Below are 20,620 nucleotides of genomic sequence, written 5' to 3' on the forward strand. Positions count from 1 at the left end.
CGGCTCACCCTCCCAGCCGCGCGCTGGCGCCGATGCCCCACAGGGCAATGGTCAGCAGCAGATTGACGACGATCATCACCGAGATCGCGGCGCGCATGGCGCGGCCCGCCGCGATGCCGACGCCCTGCGGCCCGCCCGCGGCGTAGAACCCGTAGTAGCACTGGATGGTGGTGGTGAGCACGACGAAGACGATCGCCTTGATCAGCGAGTAGACGATGTCGGGCCCGTTCAGGACGAGTTGGAAGTAGTGGTGGTAGGTGCCGACCGACAGCCCGCCCGACGCCCCGACCACCAGTTCGACGGCCAGGTAGTTCACCGCGAGGCACACCAGATACAGCGGGATGATCGCGACCACCGAGGCCAGCAGTTTGGTGCTGACCAGGTACGGGATCGACCGGATCGCCATGGATTCCATGGCGTCGATCTCCTCGGAGATGCCCATCGCGCCCAGTTGCGCGGTGAATCGGCAGCCCGCCTGCGCGGCGAAGGCCAGCGAGGCCATGATCGGCGCCAATTCCCGGGTCGAGGCGGTCGAGGCGATGAGTCCGATCGCGGGTTCCATGCCGAGCAGGTGCAGCGCGTTGTAACCCTCCAACCCGACAATCGCGCCGCCCGCCGCGCCGAGCACGATGATGACGCCCGCGGTGCCGCCGCCGACGACGATCGAACCATTTCCCCACGCGATATCGGAGAGGGTCCGCATGAATTCCGTGCGATAGTGTCGCAACATCGCCGGAATGGCGACGAGCGCGCGCACGAAGAATGTGAACATGTGCCCGAGCCGCATGAACGCGACACCGACCGGCCTCGAATATCGGACTATCGCTGCGGTGCCCATCGGGCGATACGGCGCCGCCATTTACAGCCCCTGCCGCGGAAACAGCATCATGAACAACTGGGTGAACAGGACGTTGACGATCATCAGCAACAGGATCGAGGAGACCACCGTCGAATTCACCGAGTTCGCCACGCCCGCCGGGCCGCCTTTGGTGGTGAGCCCCTTCTGGCAGGCGACCACCGCGACGATGGCGCCGTAGACCACCGCCTTGATCAGGGTCAGCACCAGATCGCCGACGGTGGCGAAGGAAGCGAAGGTGGCGACGAAACTGCCCGGCGCGCCGCCCTGGGCGAAGACGTTGAAGACATAACCCGCGACGAATCCGACGAAGCACACCACACCGGTCAACGAGACGCCGATGACGATCGCGGCCGCGAAGCGGGGCACGACGAGGCGCCGGATCACCGAGACGCCCATGATCTCCATGGCGTCGAGTTCCTCGCGGATCTTGCGGGAGCCGAGGTCGGCGCAGATGGCCGAGCCGACCGCCGATGCCATGAGCAGCGCCGCGACCATGGGCGCGCCCTGTCGGATGACGGCGAGGCCGCTGGCCGCGCCCGCCAGCGAGGTCGCGCCGACCTGTCCGGCGAGCAGGCCGAACTGGATCGAGAGCGTGACCCCGATCGGCAGCGCGACGAAGATGGTCGGCAGCACCGCCGCCGAGGCCATGAACGCGCCCTGGGACAGCATCTCCCGGAACGCGAGCCGCCCGGTGAGCAGATCGATGATCAGGTATTGCACCGTGCGCACACCGAGCACGAACTGACCGCCGACCGTTTCCAACGCGACCGCGGGATGCCGCTCGAGATATCCGCGAAACCAGGTCGCGACTTCGCGCGAGGCACGCATTCCCGGTTGCGCGGGGCGCCGCGCGAGCCCTTCATGGCGTTTGTCGGCCGCCGGACCGAAAGCGTTCGTCATCGGCCTGCGCGTCTCCATTCCAGTAGCACCGGGCACAATTTCCCGTCCAAGAGTGTGCGGGCCATAACAGGGCGCCGTCAATAGAATTCAGAGAATTACCGCAATCCATTTCCAGCACTCGCAAAAAAGGCACGGCGAATTCCCCGTTCCACAATGGACGAGTATTCGATGTCGACGGCGACGAGAATTCGTAATCGCCGAATAAAAAGTATTGAATTGAATTTATTGAATCGCGCCCCCGTCAGGCGGACAGGCCCCCGATCGCCGATCCGCCACGATCACGGGCACAGCTCCGAAGGCGCGTGCACCGCACCACCTGCTGTCGATCGACTCTCATCACTACGACCTACCTTCGTCCACTGACACTCTCGCGACCGTGCCGTCGGCCGCCGACAAACCCCCGACCGGCGCCCGCTCCGCCACTCGGGCACCACGCCGACCCGTCGTCGGCACCTGCGTGAGCAACTATACTGTATGCGTTACAGTTACCAGCACCAGATCGACTGGATTACCCGTACGCGACAGGGGTGCGCGTAGACCGCGGCGATCCGGGGCACTTGCGGTCGACAACACCGCACACCCCGCCACCTGCTGAATCGAACGAATCCCAGGCGCAGGCGAATCCCGCGCCCCCGAAGCGGATCCACGCGATTCTATTGACGAAATTCAATGACATCTGTCAGCATGATCCCTACCGAAGCGGTCACGGTATCCGCGACGGCAACAACCGGCCGAACCCTCGCCGCCATCCAGCGCCGACCAGCGCGGTTCCGCCGTATCCACACTCACTGACTCAAGTCAGTGATAGTCTCCGGAATCGAGTCATGAGCGATACACGGGTAGGTCCACGAGGGCGCGAAGCCCAACGCCTCGAGACACGCAAACGCGTGCTCGACGCGGCGATCGCCGAATTCGCGCGGACCGGAGCCACCGACGCCGATCTCGGCGCCGTCGCCGCCGCCGCGGGCGTCGCACGCGGCACCTTCTACTTCCATTTCCCCACCAAGGAACACGTCCTGCTCGAACTCGAGGCGCGCGAGGAAGCCCGCATCGCCGAGGACCTCGCGCGATTCCTCAGCGTTCCACGCGATCTGGCGACCGCGCTGGGCGCCACGATCCGGCTGATCGTCGAGATGGAACAGCGGCTCGGCACCCTGCTGTTCAAAGACCTTCTGGCCGTGCACTTCTCGCCCACCCGACCGCTGACCGACGAATGGCGCGAACACCGCGTCATCGTGCTCGTGGTCGGCATCATCGAACACGCGCACGCCGCGGGCGAAGCCGAGATCGCGGTCGACCCTTACCACAGCGCGGTGTTCTTCCTGCTCGGCCTCTACGCCGTGCTCACCACGACCACCGGCGCACAACCGCTGCGCGACATGGCACTCGACAGCTACCTCACCACCGTGCTGCGCAGCCTCGAGCCGCGCCGAAGCCCGACCGACACCCGTCGTCGGTGACCCGACAGGATAGGGAGACACCCCATGCTCATCGACATCATCCGACTCGCCGCGGCCTGGGGCGGGGTCCTCGCGATCATCGGTTTCTGGTACTGGGTAATGCGCAACATCGGCACCTTCTGACCCATGGCCGCCCGCACACGCGATCGACGAGGATCGCAAGGAGCACGCCGTGTCCGGTAGCGAAGGACACGCGCTGTCGGTCGAGCGCAGCTGCGCGCTCACGGCCGTGGCGTTCTCGGAACAGCGCCGAACCGGGGTCCGCCTGGTCACCGGGGAACGGCGCGGATTCGGACTGAATCCCGCGCGCACGGTCGTGCACGTCCCCTACCCCGCACCCGCGCCGAACTGGACCACCACCACCCTGACCTGCGGCGTCGCCTTGCAGTGCGCACCATCCAAGGACCGCATCGCCCGCTACGCCCTGCACGAGCTCTCGCCGCGCCAACTCGGCGCGCTGTCGCTGGTCGAGGGCGCGGTGGCCGCCGGATGGATCGCCGACCGACTACCCGGACTACTGCCCGAGATCCGGCGCGCCATGCCCCGACTCGAGATCGCCGACCACGACCTGGACGGCGAGGAAATGCTCGACCGCGCCGTCGACCTGGCGCGGACCAGGCACGAACTGACCGGACATCCCCTGCTCGGGCGGCTGCCGCTGGCCGCGCCGCCGCGTGGCGCCATCGCGGCCGCGATGCGCCGCGCCTACGGTCGCATGCCGTGGACCTCCGCGCGCACCGACGCATACAAGGTCTGGTCGGTCCCGGTCGGCGGCGACGGCGGCGCCAAGAATCCGAACCTGCCGCCACCGAGCCGACCGGAGGACGAAGAGATCGAGATCCGGCCCGACCAGCGCGCGGGCGTGCCGTATCCGGAGTGGAACATGTGGACCGACAAATTCCTGGTCGACCACGTCGCGGTGCTCGAGCGCCGCCACCCCACGCTGGGTCGCCCGGTCGCGCCGGTCTCCCCCGATATCCGACGCTGGTTCGAGGAGCGCACGCACCGCGCGATGCGCACCGGCCTCGACGACGGCTCCGATATCGACATCGACCGCTACGTCCGCCATTTCGTCGACCTGACGGCGGGGTCGGCCGACGAGCCGCGCGTCTTCCGCGATCTGCTGCCGAGCACCCGCGACGTCACCACCGCCGTACTCCTCGACGGCAGTTCCTCGCTCGGAGTGCACGGTGGGCAGATCTTCCGACTCGAACTCGACTGCGCGGACGCGCTGTCTCGGGCCATGAACGCGGCGCGGGAACGCCACGGCATCTTCGTCTTCACCGGCAACACCAGGCACCGGGTCGAAGTCGAATGCCTGAAGGACTTCGACGACCGCTACTTCGTCGACCCCGGCGGCCTCGGTCTGCGCACCGGCGGCTACACCCGCCTCGGCGCGCCGCTGCGGCACCTGACCCGCCGACTGCTCGACCAGCCTTCCGAGCGGCGACTGCTCATCGTGATCGGCGACGGCCTGATGTCCGACGAAGGCTACGAGGGCCGCTACGCGTGGGCCGATGTCGCGCACGCGCTCGAGGAGGCCGAGGAGGCGGGCGTGCTCGTCTACTACCTCGGCGTCGGTCCGACCCGCGTCGATCCGCTACCCGAGGTCTTCGGCGCCCGCCGGTCCCGCCGCATCCACCGCGTCGAGGAACTTCCCCGCACCCTCGCCCACATCCACCGAGAGCTGGTATCCGCATGACCGACGATCTGTATTTCTCCAGCGGCACCGAGGTGCGACTGTTCGAATGGGCCTTCCACCAACACATGCCGGTGATGCTCACCGGGCCGACCGGGTGCGGCAAGACCAGGCTGGTCGAGCACATGGGGCAGTTGCTCGGACGCCCGGTGGTGACCATCAGCTGTCACGACGACCTGACCAGCTCCGATCTGGTCGGCCGGTTCATGGTGTCCGGCGGCGACGTGGTGTGGCTCGACGGCCCGCTCACCAGGGCCGTGAAATCCGGGGCCATCTGCTATCTGGACGAGGTCGTCGAGGCGCGCCACGATTCGCTGGCGATCCTGCACTCGCTCACCGACCACCGGCGCACCCTCTACCTCGACCGCGCCGACGAGGTGGTGCGGGCGCCCGATTCGTTCATGCTCGTCTGCTCCTACAACCCGGCCTACCGCAGTTCGCTCAAGGAACTGAAGCCATCCTTCCGGCAGCGCTTCGTCACCGTCGCCATGGACTACCTCGCCCCCGACCGCGAAGCCGAGGTGATCGTGGCCGAAACCGGCGTCGATGCCGCGGTGGCGCGGCGACTGGTCAACTGCGCCACCAGCATTCGCGAGGCCGACGCCGTCTTCCACTTCGAGCCGCCGTCCACGCGCGTGCTGGTCGCCGCCGCCCGGCTCGTCGCGGCGGGCGCGGGCGAACTGGAAGCGGCCCGCGCCTGCGTGCTCGCACCGCTGAGCAGTGACGGCGCGATCGGCGCCGGACTGGAACAGATCGCGGCCGCGCACCTGCGCGGCGCAGCGGACCCCGCAACACGAACCACTCGGGAGACACCGTGAACGACCAGGACCGCAGGCGCAAACGCGCGCTCATCGTCTTCCAGATCGCCATCTACGGCTTTCTGCTCATGATGTTTCTCATCCAGCTGAACATGTACTTCACCCGGGACTGGTAGGAGCCCGCCCATGAACCTCCCCACCTTCGGCCTGCGCAAACCGGCCGAGACCACCGGCGCCGCCGCGACACCGTCGGTCAGCTTCGACGAACACGACCGGCTCAGCCGCGAAGCGCAGCGCCGCGCCGACTACTGGCTGATCGCGGGCACGCTGCTGATGGGCACCTACGTGCTCGGCGTCTTCGGCCTCCCGCTGTTCCTGCGCGGTGTCATGTTGCAGCGCAAGGCACAGAAGGACGGACTCTCGGTCCGGCCGATCATCGTCACCCTGATCGGCTACCTGGTGCTGCTGGACGCCTTCCTCAACAGCATCGGCTGGGTGCTCGACCTGTTCGCCAGCCACACCCTCATCAACCGCGTGTTCTTCGCGGGCTGGGGCAACTTCTTCGACAACGGCTACTACTGGCACTACAACGAACTCTGGATCGGCGGCTCGGCCGCACCCGGCGAGAAGGGCTGGGAGGTCGCGCTGATCTTCGTGGTGTTCCCGATGCGCTGCGCGGCGGCCATCGCATTCCTGCAGATGAAGCGGTGGGGCCACCAGTGGCTGGTCGTCACGTGCTGGTTCGGCGTGGTCATCTGGGTCGGCTACGTCACCAATATGACCATGTACGCCGACATCCGCTTCGACGGCACCGTCCTGCCGGTGGTCGGCTGGTGGTTGTACGACATCTTCTACATCACGCCCTTCCTGGCGATTCCCTATCTGCACACCGTCAACCGCGAGATCTTCTCCGACTGAACGTCCCCGAACTCCCGCTCCAGGAGCACCGTCATGAGCACATCACCCACCCCGACCGAGAAGACCCCCGACGCCGAACTCCCGCTCGGCACCACCCCCGCCTTCGCGAATATGCACAAATGGCTCAAGCGCGGCATCTTCGTGTGTCTGTTCGCGCTGGTCATCGAGGGCGCGTTCACCGTGCCCGCACTCGCCATCTGGTACGGCTGGCCGACCTTGTCGCTCACCGAGATATGCAGCGAGATGATGAAACACCGCTACTCCGACGACACCCTCGAATGCCAACACCCCTACCCGCTGAGCGGTCCGCCCTACGGCGGCAAACCCGAAGCGGCGGGCCAGGACACCGCGCGCGACGAATGGGGCGTCCAACCCAAGCCGAAGTACGATCGCGTTGGATTCCGTGAGTTCGTACGGATCCGGGAGGAACGGCTCGCCCGACAGGAGGCACAGCAGTCGGGACAGCGATAGCAATCGTTCCCTCCCAGCTGCTCTCGACGAAAGGTCGGCTGTGACTCCGCAAGCTCTCACCACCGCGCTCGGCATCGGAACCGCCGTGCGGGAGGCCATCCGCGCCGGCATCGACCGGGTCGGGCCCGCGCGCACGGACATTCCGCTGCACGTCGACGGCGTCACCGCGCCGTGGCTGGCGGGCGCGCTCGGACTGCCCGCGGGCAGCATCGGCGCGGTGCGGGTGGTCGAGCACGATTCCGGAACCGCCGCGCGCGCCCGCGTCGCGGTGAAATCCGAAGCCGACCTTCCCGAGCACCTGTTCCTGAAACTGGTGCCGCGCAACTACCTTCAGCACGTCCTGATGAATATCTTCCGGCTCGGCGTCAAGGAGGTGCTCGCCTACCGCGCGCTCGGGGAGAATCCGCCGGTGCGGGTGCCGCGCTGCCACGTCGCCGAGGTCGACCGCAGCGGGCGGCGCAGCATCCTCGTCCTCGAAGACCTATCGGCGACAGCCGAATTCCGTACCGTCATCGATTCGGTGACCCGCGCCGAGGCCGAGGCGGTGATCGACGCGCTCGCCGCTCTGCACGCGCAATTCTGGGCGAGCGCCCGTTTCGCGGGCGACCTGCGCCCACTCGCCGAGCGGTCGGCCACCGAGATCAGGATCGGCGACATCATTCGCCGCCGGTTCCTCGCCCAGATCACCGGCCACACCGCCGATCTCATACCCGAGCAGGTCAAACGCGACTGCCGGATGTTCTACGAACGCAGCGCCGACATCGACGCCTTCTGGGCCGCCCAGCCGCAGACCCTGATCCACGGCGACCCGCATCTGGGCAATCTCTTCTTCGAGGCGGGCGCACCCGGATTCCTGGACTGGCAGATCGCCGCCGCCGGCGTCGGCATCAGGGACGTCGCCTACTTCGCCAGCGCCTCGGTCGAGCCGGAACTGCTGCGCACGATCGAACGAGACCTGGTGCGGCGCTACACAACCCGACTCGCCGACGCGGGGATCGAAGTAGACGGGGAACGCCAGTGGGCCCTCTACCGCGCCGCGCTCACCGAGTTCTTCCTCGCCGCCGTGTGCACCGCCGAAGCCGGTGACCGGATGCAGCCGCTCGCGGTGTCGCGGGTCGGGGTGCAGCGCACCGTCGCGAGCGTCACCGCGCACGACAGTTTCGCCGTGCTCACCGAACTCGTGAACGCCCGCTGAAATCTCGTCCGAAACGCCTGGTTCGGTCGGGTGGCCGAACCAGGCGAGCACGGTCCGCTACGAGCGCCGGGCGTCCGGCGCGCACCGATCGATACGGATGTCGTTGATGTCGAACTCGATGAACGCGACCGAGACGGCCCGGACCGACGAAGCGGTCGCCGGCCGAAATGGCGGCGGACTCGAGACCTCGACCAGCTCAGGTGAAGTCCGAACCGCCGTCCACGTTGACATTGGCGCCGGTCATATAGGAATTGCGGCGTGAGGCCAGGAAGGCGGCGACCGGCCCGATCTCCTCGGGCAGACCGGCCCTCGGCATCTGCGCCGGGTGACCGAAGTGGGTGCCGATGGCCTCCATCAGGCCGTAGGGATCGTCGCTGTCGACGCCGACCGAGCGCGCCCAGTCGGTCAGGGCGGGGGTCACGAAGGTGCCCGGCGAGACCACGTTCACCAGGATCTCCTCCTTGGCCAGCAGCAGCGACAGATTCTTGGACACGCTGGTGACCATGGCTTTCGCGGCCGTGTAGGCCACCAGGGACACGGTCTGGCGCTGGGTGGAATGCGCCGAGAAGTTCACGATGCGGCCCCACTCGGCGGCGCGCAGCAGCGGCAGCGCGGCCTTGCAGGTGTGCACGAGCGAGAGCGCGCCGTGGTCGATCGCCTCGTGCCACTGCGCGTCGGTCAGATCCTCCACGGTGCCTTGCACATTCGGCCCGAGCGTATTGACCAGTGCGTTCAGCTTGCCGTCCCAGCGCGCGCCCAGTTCGTCGAACACCTCGCGCACCCGCGCGGTGTCGCACGCGTCGGCGACCAGGCCGACGGCGTCGGGGCTGCCGCGTTCGGCCAGGTCGGCGGCGGCGCGTTCGACGTCCTCGCGGTTGCGTCCGACCACCGCGACCCGCGCGCCCTCCTCGGCCAGGCAGCGCGCCGTGGCCAGACCCATGCCGCGACTTCCGCCGACCACCACCGTCGCCGCGTCACGCAATCCCAAATCCATACCGCTACCGCCTCACCGTCGAGATCCGCTGTTCGTCGGCGCGCGGAACAGCCGCGCCGCTCATACCTACGGTATAGAATACTGTAATTATGACGGTAGTCCTTCCTCCGCAGCTCGGCGCAGCACGCGCACGCGACGGTGGTCGATGACCGCCGCCGACGGCGCCGACCCGCGCAAGGAACGCTCCCGCACCCGCCTGCTCGACGCCGCGGAATCGCTGATGCGCTCCGGCGGCATGAGCGCGGTCACCGTCGAAGCCGTCACCCGCCGCTCCACGGTCGCGCGCACCACCCTCTACCGGCACTTCCACGACGTGGACCAGCTGCGCACCGCCACCCTCGAACGCATGCTGCCCGCGCCGCCGCGTCCCCCCGCCGAAGGCACCGTGCGCGAACGCCTCATCGAACTGCTCACCCAGTACGCCGCCGCCATCCGCGACTCCCCCACCTACCTGACCACCCTCGCCTGGCTCGCCGACGACAACGACAACTCCCGCGCCGTCCGCGACTCCCTGCGCCGTCGCTTCCTCCGCAACTGCGTCGAACCGTTCGACGAACTCCTCACCGGCGCCCGCGCCACCCGCCCGGTCACCGACGAAGAAGCCTCGCTGGTGATCTCCCGCCTGCTCGGCCCCATAGTCTTCGTCGTCCTGGTCGGCATCGGCTCGGTGGACCGCACCGCCTGCACCCGCTTCGTCGACGACTACCTGGCCGCCAGAGCTCCCCACCTCGTCCCCGACACCTGAACCACCCGGCCACACCCCGCTCTCGAAGGCACGCCGGTGGATCCGATCGATGACCGGGTTCTCGGCAAGGTCGTAGCCTGCTCCACGAACAGCCGAGGCCGGTTCGCACCATAGGCGGCGAGCACCACGGGCTCCGCGGGCGGCGGCTCGACACCTACTCGCGCGGTCATGTGCTCGGGAGTACTGACCAACCGCTGTGCGATATCGGGCGGGAACGGCACCGCAAAAACACCTCCGACTCGGACAAGGCAAGTTTCCAGAGCAACGCGCGCCACGACATCACGATTCGCCTGCCGGCTGGACAGCGTCGCCGCACCATCCGCGCTCGTCAGGACACACCCGCTGGGGAATCGCGAGGTTCTAGGATCGAGCGATGCGTCCCGTGACAGTTTCGACCGGCTCATCGCCCGAACGCGTCACGGTGGACTGGGCCGAGAGCGGCATCGTGGCGTTGACCGGTCACGCGGATGGGTCGGTGGTGGCGCCGCCGGGTCGGGGGGCGACTCGTGCGCGGGAGTTGAGTTCGTGGATGGCGACCTGTGCGGGTGTCGATGTGGACGGTGCGCGGTTGCTCGGCGAGCGCGCCGCCTTCGACGGTCTGCGCAGGCGGGGGGCGGTTTCGGCGGGGGGTGCGTGCCGGTTGTTGCGCAGCGCGGACGGGTGGGTCGCCGTGTCGTGTGCGCGACCCGACGATCCGCCGCTACTCGGGGCGATGATCGGTGACGATCTCGATGCGGGGGACCCCTGGCCCGCGGTTGCCGAGTGGGTGCGTGTGCACGACGGTCGGGAACTCGCCGAACGCGCGGAACTGCTCGGGATCGCGGCGTGGCCGGTGTCTTCGGAGCGCGCGACGGCGCCCGAAGTCCCGATCTCGCTTCCGCGATCGGTCGAAGGTCTGCTCGTGGTGGATTTCAGCGCGTTGTGGGCGGGTCCACTGTGCGCGCATCTGCTCGGACTCGCGGGGGCGCGGGTGGTCAAGGTCGAGACGCCGCAGCGGCCCGACGGAGCCCGACTCGGCAATCCCGCCTTCTACGCGCTGCTGCACCACGGCCACGAATCGGTCGTCCTCGATCCGCGCGACACCGCCGATCGGCGGGCCATCGCGGCACTGGTCGACGCCGCGGACATCGTCATCGAGGCATCGCGACCGCGCGCACTCGCCGGATTCGGCCTCGACGCCGAGGCGGCGGCCGCGCGCGGCACGACCTGGATCTCGATCACCGCGGCCGGACGCGCCTCGAACCGCATCGGATTCGGCGACGACATCGCCGCCGCCGCGGGCCTGATCGCCCACGACGAAACCGGCGCACCGCTGTTCGTCGGCGACGCCATCGCCGACCCGCTCACCGGCCTCACCGCCGCCGCCCTCGCCATGTCGCGAACCTCGGGCGGCATGCTGTGGGACATCTCCATGACCGAAGTCGTCGCGCGCACACTCACCCCCGAACCGGCGCCCCTCGTCCGTCGACACGGCGACTCCTGGTCGCTCGACACCGCGATCGGCCCGATTCCGGTCGCCGCACCGACAGCGCGCACACCGGCGGGTTCCGCCCCGGAATCCGGCGCGGACACCGAGCACGTACTCCGCTCCCTGCGAATTCCGGTGCCATGAGAGTCCTGCCGCGCCCCGCCGGATCAACAGCACCCGTCCGCACACGACACGGCGTGATCGCGGCCAACCTCGGAAACCCTTCGCATCTCGGCGACCGCCCGCGAATCCCGCGTCGACAGCCAACCGAGATCGACATACTTCCCGCCACCCGACGCTACGGGAGCGTGCACCACGATCCCCTGCCGCACAACGGAGCTCGACGCTCGCACGTGCGACTCGCGACAGACCGCCGCGGCCGAGCCGAGCGGATCCAGGGTTCCCCGGGTGCTGTCCATTCGCGCGCCGACGGCGAGCTGCCCTTCGATTCCGGCCACGCCTCACTCGCGGCCTCGACGCGGCAGCGGAACTCGCTTCGGACCCGTACGTCATGACTGTCCTGTTGATCCGCGACGCGGAAATCGACGGCACCGCGGGACTCGACCTGCGGGTGTGTGACGGTCGCATCGAGCGAATCGGGCGGGCGCTGTCGACCGATACCGCCGACGACGTGATCGACGCGCGCGGCGGGGCGCTCCTTCCCGGCCTGCACGACCACCACCTGCACCTGCACGCCGCAGCCGCCGACGCGGCCTCGGTACGGTGCGGACCGCCCGCCGTCCGGGGTCGCGCGGAACTCGCGGCCGCGCTCGCCGCCGCACCGGGCGACGAACACGGCTGGGTTCGCGGCGTCGGCTATATCGACACCGTCGCGGGCGACCTCGACGCCGCCGCATTGGATGCCGTGCACGACCGCCGACCGGTGCGCGTTCAGCACCGCAGCGGCGCACTCTGGGTTCTCAACACCGCCGCGCTGACCGCCGCCGGTCTCGCCACCGCCACCCATCCCGGCGTGGAACGCGCCACCGACGGCACACCCACCGGCCGAATCTGGCGCGCGGACAACTGGTTACGCGAACGCCTGCCCGGCACCGCCGCACCGCGACTCGCCACGCTCGGCGCCACGCTCGCCGCCTACGGCATCACCGGCGTCACCGATGCGACCCCCGACCTGTCGCCGACCTCGCTGTCCGCCCTGACCTCGGCACACACCGACGGCGACCTCCCGCAACACCTCCACCTCCTCGGCGTCCCCCTCGACGCGCGCACGGATTTCCCCGACCGCATCGGCGTCGGCCCGTACAAGATCGTCCTCGCCGATTCCGGGCTGCTCGCCTTCGATGACCTGGTCGACCGGATCCGCCTCGCCCACGACGCGGGTCGCGCGGTCGCCGTGCACTGCGTCAGCCGCGAAGCCCTACTGCTACTGCTGGCCGCTCTGGACGTCGCAGGCGACCGACCCGGCGACCGCGTGGAACACGGCGCCCTGATCCCCGCCGACGTCATCGCCGACCTGCACCGCCACGGCCTGCGCGTCGTCACCCAGCCCGGTTTCCTCGCCGACCGCGGCGACTACTACCGCGCCCACGTCGACACCGACGATCTGCCCGACCTCTACCGCTGCCGCACCCTGGTGGAAGCGAACGTGCCACTCGCCCTGTCCAGCGACGCACCCTACGGCCCACTCGACCCCTGGACCGTCCTCGTGGCCGCCACGACCCGAACCACCGAATCCGGCGCGCCCCTGAACCCCGCCGAACGACTCACTCCCGCACAGGCATTGGCAGGCTACCTCACCCCACCTGACGATCCGGGCGGCGCCCCGATCCACCTGCGCCCCGGCGCGCGAGCCGACCTCGTCCTGCTGCACGCCCCCCTCGGAGAAGCGCTGCGCGCACCGTCGGCCGACTTCGTGCACACGACAGTGATCCACGGCAGGTCGATCACCCGCTAGACACCGACCGAGAACGCCACGCCACGCCGATGTTCCGCCACAGTTCCGTACGGTCACGTCATCGGCGAACTCCGTCGTCCAGCGCCCGACCGCAGACCTGGCGCAGCTGTCGAACCCGACGCCGCGAGACATCACTCGGCACAGCAGTCGGACCGAACGGCACATCCAGCACGTCCCACGTCCAGCACGTCCAGCACGGAACATCGACCTCCCCTCGTCTCGGCCTTCCGCCCGGTGTCACCGATGGGTACCGTCGATCCCTATGTGCGCACGCACCGCCACCTCGACGCCGGGTCGCCCGAACGCCCCGCCCCGCAGCGCGATTCCCGCACTTCTCCGTCGGACCGACACCCCCGGCACCATCCCGCGCGACCACACGAAATGAGCTGAACCATGAGCGATTTCGACATCGGCGTCTACCTCCCGCAGATCGGCTTCACGTATCCGGAACTGCTGCACCGCGCGCAACGCTGCGAGGACCTCGGGATCGGCTCGCTATGGCTCTACGACCATCTCTACGGTCCCGGCGCCGACGAAGTGCCCTCGCTGGAAGCGTGGACCTTGGCCACGGCCCTGCTCAGCCGCACCGAACGCCTGCGGGTCGGACATCTGGTGCTGTGCAACCAGTTCCGGCATCCGGCGTTGCTGGCGAAGATGGTGTCCACCCTGATGCAGGTCGCGCCGGGCCGGTTCCTGCTCGGTCTCGGCAGCGGTTCGATCGAGGAGGAACACCTGCGGACCGGCCTGGCGTGGGGCACTTTCGCCGAGCGTTCCGAACGCCTCGCCGAGACCTTGGAGATCCTGTTCCGCGCGACCTCGGGTTCGCCGATCGATGTCGCGGGCACGCATTACACCCTGCGCGAGGTGCCGATCGTGCCGCCGATCAAGCCACGCCCGCCGATCGTGATCGGCGGCGTCGGGGAGAAGCACACGCTTCCGCTGGTCGCCCGCTACGCCGACATCTGGAACATCCCCACCTACGCGCTCGGCGATCTCGAGTACCACCTGTCCGCGCTCGACGAACACTGCGCGCGCATCGGGCGCGACCGGGCGAGCATCACCCTGTCCGTACAGGCCGTCATGGCCCTGTCCCCCGACGAGTCCGCCCTGCCCGAGGTCCGCCGCAGGGCCGAAAGACATTTCGGGGCACCGGGTTACGGGCTCGCGGCAGGCGGTCTCGTCGGCACCGCCCCGATGATCGTGGACCGCCTGGAGCACCTGCGCTCCCTCGGCATCGGACAGGTCGTCCTCTTCACCCACGACCGCGCCTCCGACAACACCCTCGAACTGCTGTCGACGAAGGTGATCAGCGCCTTCGGGCCGCCGGTCAGCGAAACATCGCCAATGCCCACATCTTGAGCACGCCCTCCCGCTCGTCCCATCCTTCGACCTTGCCCAGTACGCGAGCAGGGAACGATCCGGCACCCTCCGGCACACCTGCGGGCTCGCGCAGCTCCGTGCGCGCGATCTTCACCCGGATGTGACCATCGCCGTCGGGATACGGTACGCGCAGACGCAGAAATTCCTGGTCGGACCCGTCGTTCTCCTTGTATTCCTCGAAGGGGCCCGCTATCGACACGAACATCCGGCTCCCGCTGAGTTTCACACGCCGCGCCCTGTATGCGGACAGGGTCCGGTGCGCGCGCACTGTGCCCTCCTCGAGATCCGCGTAGACGATGGCGTCCGCCTCCTCCAATTTCTGGACGACCTCGCGGATCGCGGTGATCGGTTTCTCGTCGACCTCGTAACTCTGGCGCACCTCGCGGTCGCGGAGCTTACCGCCGCCGACGCCCACCGGTCCGTGCCCGACCTCGAGCCTGCCCTCCGCGGAGTCGCGGCTGTAGTGCTCAACCAACCTCTTCAGCGCCACCCCGCCTCGGTATTGCAGGAGATCCATCACGACGGCCCCGTTCAGGTACATCAGCACCTCGTGGCCGTGGTCGTGGTCGCCGGTCGGATCGCCCGCGCCCCGGCGCCAATCGAGGACGCACCACACCGCGGCGACCACGAGGCCGACTCCGCAGAGGGCGAGCATGCTCCAGTAGATCTCGCTATCGACAGCCACGAATCTCCTCGAACGCCTCGGACAAGGACATCGCGGTCGCGTCGACCATGCGTCCGCCGGTGGCCCGCGCCACCCGGTCCAGTTCGTCGGGTCCGGCATCGCCGAACCGGACGGTGTAGGTGTGCACGGCCCTGACCTCGGGCGCCCGCTCGCCGTATGCGCGCAGGAAGTCCGCGACGCCGATTCCGGTGTTGTTCTCGCCATCGGTCATCACCACGATGGTGACCGCCCGCTCGCCGCGATCCCGCAGCAGGGCGGCCACCTTCTCGTAGGCGGCATCCAGCGCCGACCACACCCCCGTGGTCTCGTCGAAGCTGTCGACGGCGAGGTAGTCGCCGATGGCGTCGAGATCCGATTGTCCGGCAATGCGGAACTCGCGCTCGTCCAGTACCCGGCCGCCGAAACGCATGATGGTGAGTTCCTCGCCCCGGTACAAACGCACGAACTTTCCCGCCGTCGACGGATCGGCGCCACGCAGACCCGCGAACGTGGCGCGGAGCTCGGCCATCCGCGGCCCGCTCATCGAAGCGGAGAAGTCCAGCGCGAAGATGACGTGGGTCGGGATGTGCGTGCGTGGATTCGAGTAGTCGGCGATGAGGCGGTCGATCGTTTCCCTGCGGTCGGGGAAGTACAGCGTGTTGGTGCCGAAGTCGGGAAACCGGGAATCGCGATACGGCCGGGTCAGCGGCCTGCGCGAAGTCTTCTCCATGATCTCACGTTGCGCGCGTTCGGATTCGAACCAGGTGACGACGGTCTCGAAGGCGTCCCGCTTGCCGCGGTCGAGCAACATCATCGGGTAGTCGGCGAGAATGATGCCGTCGCGGGGGTACACGATCCGCAACGGTTCGCGCAGCGTCCCGCTCGCGTTCATGGACAGCAGCACGGACTCGTAGTCGATCAGTGCGTCCGCCGCGTTCTGGTCGGCGGTGTAGGCGGCGGCCAGTGCCTGGGAGGTGTCGGCGGACAGCGTGCGCCCGAGCAGGAAGCCGCGCAGTCTGTCACAGCTGATGTCGGCCTCCCGCAATGGGCCGCCGGTTCCGGCCGCCGCCGTGGCGACGCCGATCAGCGCGGCCAGCCCGCCCGCCGAACGCGCCGGATCCGCCATCGCGTACCGCAGCATGCCCATGGCCGACCGGTCGGCCAGATCGGCCCAGGAGACCTGCCGATCCCGCACGGCGTTCTCGATCCCATCGGCGACCTCGGGTTTGACGCCGATCGCCAACGGCGAGAACATGAACCGGCGCGTGAGCGGCAGTTCGCCGGTGTATCCGCGCTGCTTCGCCGTCATCTCGAAGTAGCGGCTCGTCGACAACCACGCCACGTCGTGCTGGTATCGCCCCGGTTCCATGGCATCGGTGGCCTCGATCGTGCCGCGGTAGTCCATCACGAGTTCGATGCCGGTGTCGCGGCGCAGGTGGTCGAGCAGCGGTCGCATATCCGCGAGTTCGGAGGAGGCGAGCACCCGCAGGGTGACGTGCGGCGGCGACTCGGTGTCGCACGCGGTGGCAGGCACGAGGAGAGCGCACAGGACGATACCGACGAACTTTCCGACACTGGACCACTTCATCGGGGGCATCCGCCCACCTCGACGATGAACTTGTCGAACACGTCGAACCTCGGCAGGCTCACGTAGGTGCCGTCGTCGGCGGCGGGCACGTCGAGGCCGCGACCGACGAGCAGTTCGTTCAGTTGTGAGCTGACCGTCCCCGGATTCCGGTCCAGCATTCGAAAACCCAGCTGCACAGCCCTTCTGCGCACTTCGGGATCGGTCTGCAGGAACTGCGCGAGCTTCCTTCCTTTGTCGTTGAGCGCGAGTAGTCGAGGTTGGGTCTCGAAATGCGCTCTCGGATACAGCAGAACCCGCTCCCGGTCCGGCCTTCCCGGCGGTCGCGACAATTGATAGGCGAGATATTGGTGTTCGTAGATCACGACGACGGGCGCGATCGACTTGCCCTCGGCGGATAGGTAATAGGGCATGCGGTCGGCCGTCGGCGCGCCCTGGGCTTCGTAGATTCGTCTCGGCGTCTCGGCGAACTCGATCACCTGCTTCTCGTTCGACGTCGTGAACCGCTGCCCGTACTTGGCGTAGGCGACCATGGCCTGATACGTGCCGCCCGAATTCGACGCGCACACATCGGGAGTGTGCGCGAGCACCACATTGCTGCTGCCCGGCCCGTATCGGCGAATGTCGATCTGGTCCCAGCTGGTGCCCTGCTCGGTGAGTTCGACGAATTTGCCGATATCGACCCGGTAGTACAGCGTCTCGGCGGCGCCGCGCGGCACCGGCTCGGCCACGCCCGCCGCGCTCAGCGCCTGCGCGTACGGGCGATAGGTGGCGAGCACGATCGGACTGCTGAAGAGCAGGTAGCTCTGCACGTCCTTCTTGTTGTCCTGGCGCTCGGCCATGATCAGGTCGGCGGCGGGCTGGCCGGACGGGAAGACGAAATCGTAGCTTTCGATATCGTGCACGGCCACGTCGCGTGAGCCGCTGTCGTCGACGCGCACGTCGAAACGGTTGCGCAGGAGGATCTTCTGCACCTCTTGGTCGCGGAAGAAGTCGACCTTCGAGCCCATCTTGCCGCGGATGACGATCGGCGGTTCGGCCGGACGGAACACCACCGCGACCGCGACGCCGATCAGCACGACCAGCAGCAGAGTCAGAAGCGGTACGGGACGAAAACGAACAGCGGACGGTGTGATACGCAAGAGCGGCTCGGCGGCCACGATTCTCCCCCTGGCGGTTTCACCATTCGACAAGTGATCCGCGCTCAGGATACGCGCACCCGGCGACAACTCGGGGCCGTAGGCGGAAGATGTCTACCGACCGCGGGTATCCCGGCCGCGACAACGAAATGCGGGCCGAACGGATCGTGTCCGGCCCGCCTCATCCGACGGCTCAGACTTCCGCGCCCACAGGCTCCTCGACCGCGTCACTGCCCCGGCGCGGCGCGTCGTCGTCACGGGCGACTCGAATCGGAACGCCGACCAGTTGCGACATGCCCGCCAGCGCCTCGACGTCGTCGGGATCACTCGACATCAGCAGGTTCACATTCGCGCCGCCCGCGCGATTGGCATTGCGCCATCCGCCGGTTCCCTTGTGCCCGTAGCCGTGCGGCACGGCCACCACGCCCGCCATGATGTCCTCGGTCACCCCGGCGGGCAGCACGATCTCCCCGTGCGGCGAGGTGATCCGCATCGGGTCGCCGTCCTCGATGCCGAAGCGCGCGGCGTCGGCCACGTGGATCAGGGCGCGCTGCTGCCGTTTCCCGCTGCGCCACAGCAGCGGCGGGTTGTGCATCCACGAGTTCTCCGAGGCGGGTTCGCGCATGCCGATCAACCGCATCGGATAGTCCTGCGGCAGCGCGTATTCGGACATGCGCGCGATCTCGGCGGCGATGTCCTGGTGCGCGAGGCGCAGCCGTGGCCTGCGGTAGGCCACGACCTCACCGAGGACTCCGGTGCGGATGTTGTCCCCGAGCACCTTGCCGTGCGGGTGTTCTCCGATCAGGCGGCGGAAGGTGAGACCGGATCGCCGCAGCCCGAAGCGGTTTCCGCCGTCGGCGAGCCGGATGATCATGTCGATCACCGGTCGCGGATGGAACTCGCGCCCGAACCGGCGCAGCAGGAAGCGCATGGCGCCGAATACGGCGAATATCGGTGTGCGCAGCGACAATCTGCGCATCAGGTCGTCGATGATCTCCCATTCCGAGCGGGCCAGTCCTGGCGGCGCGACGACCGCGTCGGTGGCTTGGCGGAACGGGGTGGCCTGGAACTGCTGGAAGGTGATCGCAAAATCGTCGCGCTCGTACATGGTGGTGACGGGCAGGATGTAGTCGCAGTGCGCGGTGGTCTCGGTGACGTAGAGGTCGAGGCCGACCATGAGGTCGAGACCGGCGGCGGCGGACTCCAATTCGTCACCGTTGGGCACCGAGAGCACCGGGTTGCCCGCGCTCACGAACAGCGCCTTGATCTGCCGGTCGCCCGGCACCGCGATCTCCTTGGCCATCAGCGCCGCGGGCTCGGAGCCGATCACGGCACGGAAGCCGCCGATGCGGGTGCGCTTGCGCCGGTAGGTCCGCCGCAGCGAGGCGCCCATCGCCATCATCCCGGCGCGCTGGCCCGGTATGCCCAGGGTGCTGAACACGCTGCCGCCGGGCTGGTCGAGGTGACCGGTGAGCAGGTTGACGACGTCGATGAGGTAGGAGGCCAGGGTGCCGTGGCGGCCGACGCTGGTGCCGAATCGGCCGTAGACGGCGGCGCGCGGCGTGGCGGCGAGGGTCCTGGCCAGCTCGCGCACCCGGTCGGGGTCGATTCCGTGGTTCTCGACGGTGGCTTCCGGGGTGAACGGCGCGCACTGCCGCCGCAGCCACTCCAGGCCGTCGGCCAGCGCCGCGACCCGCTTCTCGTCGACGAGTCCTTCCGCGAACAGCACATTGAGCATCGCGAGCAGCAGCGCGGAGTCGCCGTCGGGCACGATGCCGAGCCATTCGTATTCGGCGGCGGTCTCGGTGCGGCGCGGGTCGACCACGATCACCCGGCCGCCGCGGTCGATGATCTCGCGCAGCCGGTCCTTGATGCGCGGCGCGGTCAGCAGACTGCCGTGCGAGACCAGCGGATTGGCGCCCATCATGATCAGCAGGTCGGTGCGCGCCAGGTCGGGAATCGGCACCGCCAGCGGCGATCCGTAGAGGAATTGGCTGGCCAGCAGCCTGCTGCTGGTGTCCTGGGTGGAGGCGGTGAAGTAGTGGGCGTCGGAGCCGATGCCCTTGATGAAGGCCGTCACCCCGAACAGATGCGAGTAGCTGAACGCCGCGGGATTGCCCATGTACCAGCCGATGGCGCCGGAACCGTGGCGACGGTGGATCGCGGTGAGACGCGCCGCGATATCCGACATCGCCTCCTCCCAGCCGACTTCCACGAATCCGTCGGGCGTGCGGCGCAGCGGGGTGGTCACGCGGTCGGGATCGTTGACGATCTCGGCGAAGGCGATACCCTTCTGACAGGCGAATCCCGCGGAGAGCGGATGGTCGCGATCCGGGCGCAGTTTCGTGAGCCGACCGTCCTCGACGGTGGCGACCATGCCGCACAGCGGCTCGCAGATTCGGCAGAAGGTCGTCTTGTTCTCGGTGTCCGGCATATGGTTTCGCGCCTTTCGCGTGCTCCGATACCCTTG

Annotated in this window: 17 protein-coding genes; 10 read left to right on the forward strand and 7 right to left on the reverse strand. The window is 68.3% G+C overall.

The features are described 5' to 3' along the window. Nucleotides 1-4 precede the first annotated feature (4 nt). Both IT779_RS17320 and IT779_RS17325 read right to left on the reverse strand, forming a co-directional pair. On the reverse strand, nt 5-859 hold the full coding sequence (locus IT779_RS17320) for an ABC transporter permease (RefSeq protein WP_196150343.1): 855 nt from the start codon (nt 857-859) through the stop codon (nt 5-7). Continuing rightward, nucleotides 860-1,687: an MlaE family ABC transporter permease gene (locus IT779_RS17325; RefSeq protein WP_196150429.1), complete on the reverse strand. Its 828-nt coding sequence runs from the start codon at nt 1,685-1,687 to the stop codon at nt 860-862. Nucleotides 1,688-2,583: 896 nt separating this feature from the next. Here IT779_RS17325 and IT779_RS17330 point away from each other — a divergent pair. The 6 genes from IT779_RS17330 (at nt 2,584) to IT779_RS17355 (ending at nt 8,260) form a co-directional block, all read left to right on the forward strand. Continuing rightward, nucleotides 2,584-3,219: a TetR family transcriptional regulator gene (locus IT779_RS17330; protein ID WP_196150344.1), complete on the forward strand. Its 636-nt coding sequence runs from the start codon at nt 2,584-2,586 to the stop codon at nt 3,217-3,219. Between the two features lie 172 nt (nt 3,220-3,391). Further along, nucleotides 3,392-4,921, forward strand: a complete 1,530-nt coding sequence (locus IT779_RS17335) for a nitric oxide reductase activation protein NorD (protein WP_196150345.1) — start codon at nt 3,392-3,394, stop codon at nt 4,919-4,921. Next, complete coding sequence (locus tag IT779_RS17340) at nt 4,918-5,736, forward strand: AAA family ATPase (protein WP_196150346.1); 819 nt, start codon at nt 4,918-4,920, stop codon at nt 5,734-5,736. Before IT779_RS17335 ends, IT779_RS17340 begins: the two co-directional genes overlap by 4 nt. A 126-nt stretch (nt 5,737-5,862) precedes the next feature. Further along, on the forward strand, nt 5,863-6,594 hold the full coding sequence (locus IT779_RS17345; RefSeq protein WP_196150347.1) for a hypothetical protein: 732 nt from the start codon (nt 5,863-5,865) through the stop codon (nt 6,592-6,594). Nucleotides 6,595-6,627: 33 nt separating this feature from the next. Next, on the forward strand, nt 6,628-7,065 hold the full coding sequence (locus tag IT779_RS17350) for a hypothetical protein (RefSeq protein WP_196150348.1): 438 nt from the start codon (nt 6,628-6,630) through the stop codon (nt 7,063-7,065). Between the two features lie 40 nt (nt 7,066-7,105). After that, complete coding sequence (locus IT779_RS17355) at nt 7,106-8,260, forward strand: phosphotransferase family protein (RefSeq protein WP_196150349.1); 1,155 nt, start codon at nt 7,106-7,108, stop codon at nt 8,258-8,260. A gap of 196 nt (nt 8,261-8,456) precedes the next feature. Here IT779_RS17355 and IT779_RS17360 read toward each other — a convergent pair whose 3' ends face one another. Beyond that, on the reverse strand, nt 8,457-9,254 hold the full coding sequence (locus tag IT779_RS17360; protein ID WP_196150350.1) for an SDR family NAD(P)-dependent oxidoreductase: 798 nt from the start codon (nt 9,252-9,254) through the stop codon (nt 8,457-8,459). A gap of 145 nt (nt 9,255-9,399) precedes the next feature. Between IT779_RS17360 and IT779_RS17365 the strand changes: the two genes are divergently transcribed. The 4 genes from IT779_RS17365 (at nt 9,400) to IT779_RS17380 (ending at nt 14,741) form a co-directional block, all read left to right on the forward strand. Then, complete coding sequence (locus tag IT779_RS17365; RefSeq protein WP_196150351.1) at nt 9,400-9,999, forward strand: TetR/AcrR family transcriptional regulator; 600 nt, start codon at nt 9,400-9,402, stop codon at nt 9,997-9,999. A 373-nt stretch (nt 10,000-10,372) separates the two neighbouring features. Next, nucleotides 10,373-11,611, forward strand: coding sequence for a CoA transferase (locus tag IT779_RS17370; RefSeq protein ID WP_196150352.1), 1,239 nt, complete (start codon nt 10,373-10,375; stop codon nt 11,609-11,611). Between the two features lie 367 nt (nt 11,612-11,978). Further along, the gene (locus IT779_RS17375) at nt 11,979-13,382 is read left to right on the forward strand and encodes an amidohydrolase family protein (protein WP_196150353.1); all 1,404 of its coding nucleotides are present in this window, start codon (nt 11,979-11,981) and stop codon (nt 13,380-13,382) included. A 393-nt stretch (nt 13,383-13,775) separates the two neighbouring features. Continuing rightward, nucleotides 13,776-14,741, forward strand: a complete 966-nt coding sequence (locus IT779_RS17380) for an LLM class flavin-dependent oxidoreductase (RefSeq protein WP_196150354.1) — start codon at nt 13,776-13,778, stop codon at nt 14,739-14,741. Here the strand turns inward: IT779_RS17380 and IT779_RS17385 are convergent. From IT779_RS17385 to IT779_RS17400, 4 genes are all read right to left on the reverse strand, one after another. Continuing rightward, nucleotides 14,710-15,447 carry a hypothetical protein gene (locus tag IT779_RS17385; protein WP_196150355.1) on the reverse strand — a complete coding sequence of 246 codons (738 nt, stop codon included), beginning with the start codon at nt 15,445-15,447 and terminating at the stop codon, nt 14,710-14,712. The genes IT779_RS17380 and IT779_RS17385 overlap by 32 nt on opposite strands. Then, complete coding sequence (locus IT779_RS17390; protein WP_196150356.1) at nt 15,434-17,014, reverse strand: substrate-binding and vWA domain-containing protein; 1,581 nt, start codon at nt 17,012-17,014, stop codon at nt 15,434-15,436. Before IT779_RS17390 ends, IT779_RS17385 begins: the two co-directional genes overlap by 14 nt. After that, nucleotides 17,011-18,171 (reverse strand): hypothetical protein, encoded by a 1,161-nt coding sequence (locus IT779_RS17395; RefSeq protein ID WP_198428590.1) that lies wholly within the window; start codon nt 18,169-18,171, stop codon nt 17,011-17,013. The genes IT779_RS17390 and IT779_RS17395 overlap by 4 nt, the downstream gene beginning before the upstream one ends. A gap of 172 nt (nt 18,172-18,343) precedes the next feature. Further along, entirely contained in the window at nt 18,344-20,584 is a 2,241-nt protein-coding gene (locus tag IT779_RS17400; RefSeq protein ID WP_196150357.1) for a molybdopterin-containing oxidoreductase family protein, read from the reverse strand. Nucleotides 20,585-20,620 lie beyond the last annotated feature (36 nt).

The organism is Nocardia bovistercoris (assembly GCF_015674855.1).
GTDB classification, from domain to species: Bacteria; Actinomycetota; Actinomycetes; order Mycobacteriales; family Mycobacteriaceae; genus Nocardia; species Nocardia bovistercoris.

Bases quoted from the DNA above. Each gene is read 5' to 3' on its own strand.
- IT779_RS17370 (WP_196150352.1), top strand. From the start codon at position 10,373: ATGCGTCCCGTGACAGTTTCGACCGGCTCATCGCCCGAACGCGTCACG.
- IT779_RS17330 (WP_196150344.1), top strand. From the start codon at position 2,584: ATGAGCGATACACGGGTAGGTCCACGAGGGCGCGAAGCCCAACGCCTC.
- IT779_RS17375 (WP_196150353.1), top strand. From the start codon at position 11,979: ATGACTGTCCTGTTGATCCGCGACGCGGAAATCGACGGCACCGCGGGA.
- IT779_RS17325 (WP_196150429.1), bottom strand. From the start codon at position 1,687: ATGCGTGCCTCGCGCGAAGTCGCGACCTGGTTTCGCGGATATCTCGAG.
- IT779_RS17345 (WP_196150347.1), top strand. From the start codon at position 5,863: ATGAACCTCCCCACCTTCGGCCTGCGCAAACCGGCCGAGACCACCGGC.
- IT779_RS17340 (WP_196150346.1), top strand. From the start codon at position 4,918: ATGACCGACGATCTGTATTTCTCCAGCGGCACCGAGGTGCGACTGTTC.
- IT779_RS17365 (WP_196150351.1), top strand. From the start codon at position 9,400: ATGACCGCCGCCGACGGCGCCGACCCGCGCAAGGAACGCTCCCGCACC.
- IT779_RS17380 (WP_196150354.1), top strand. From the start codon at position 13,776: ATGAGCGATTTCGACATCGGCGTCTACCTCCCGCAGATCGGCTTCACG.
- IT779_RS17320 (WP_196150343.1), bottom strand. From the start codon at position 859: ATGGCGGCGCCGTATCGCCCGATGGGCACCGCAGCGATAGTCCGATAT.
- IT779_RS17360 (WP_196150350.1), bottom strand. From the start codon at position 9,254: ATGGATTTGGGATTGCGTGACGCGGCGACGGTGGTGGTCGGCGGAAGT.
- IT779_RS17400 (WP_196150357.1), bottom strand. From the start codon at position 20,584: ATGCCGGACACCGAGAACAAGACGACCTTCTGCCGAATCTGCGAGCCG.
- IT779_RS17390 (WP_196150356.1), bottom strand. From the start codon at position 17,014: ATGAAGTGGTCCAGTGTCGGAAAGTTCGTCGGTATCGTCCTGTGCGCT.
- IT779_RS17350 (WP_196150348.1), top strand. From the start codon at position 6,628: ATGAGCACATCACCCACCCCGACCGAGAAGACCCCCGACGCCGAACTC.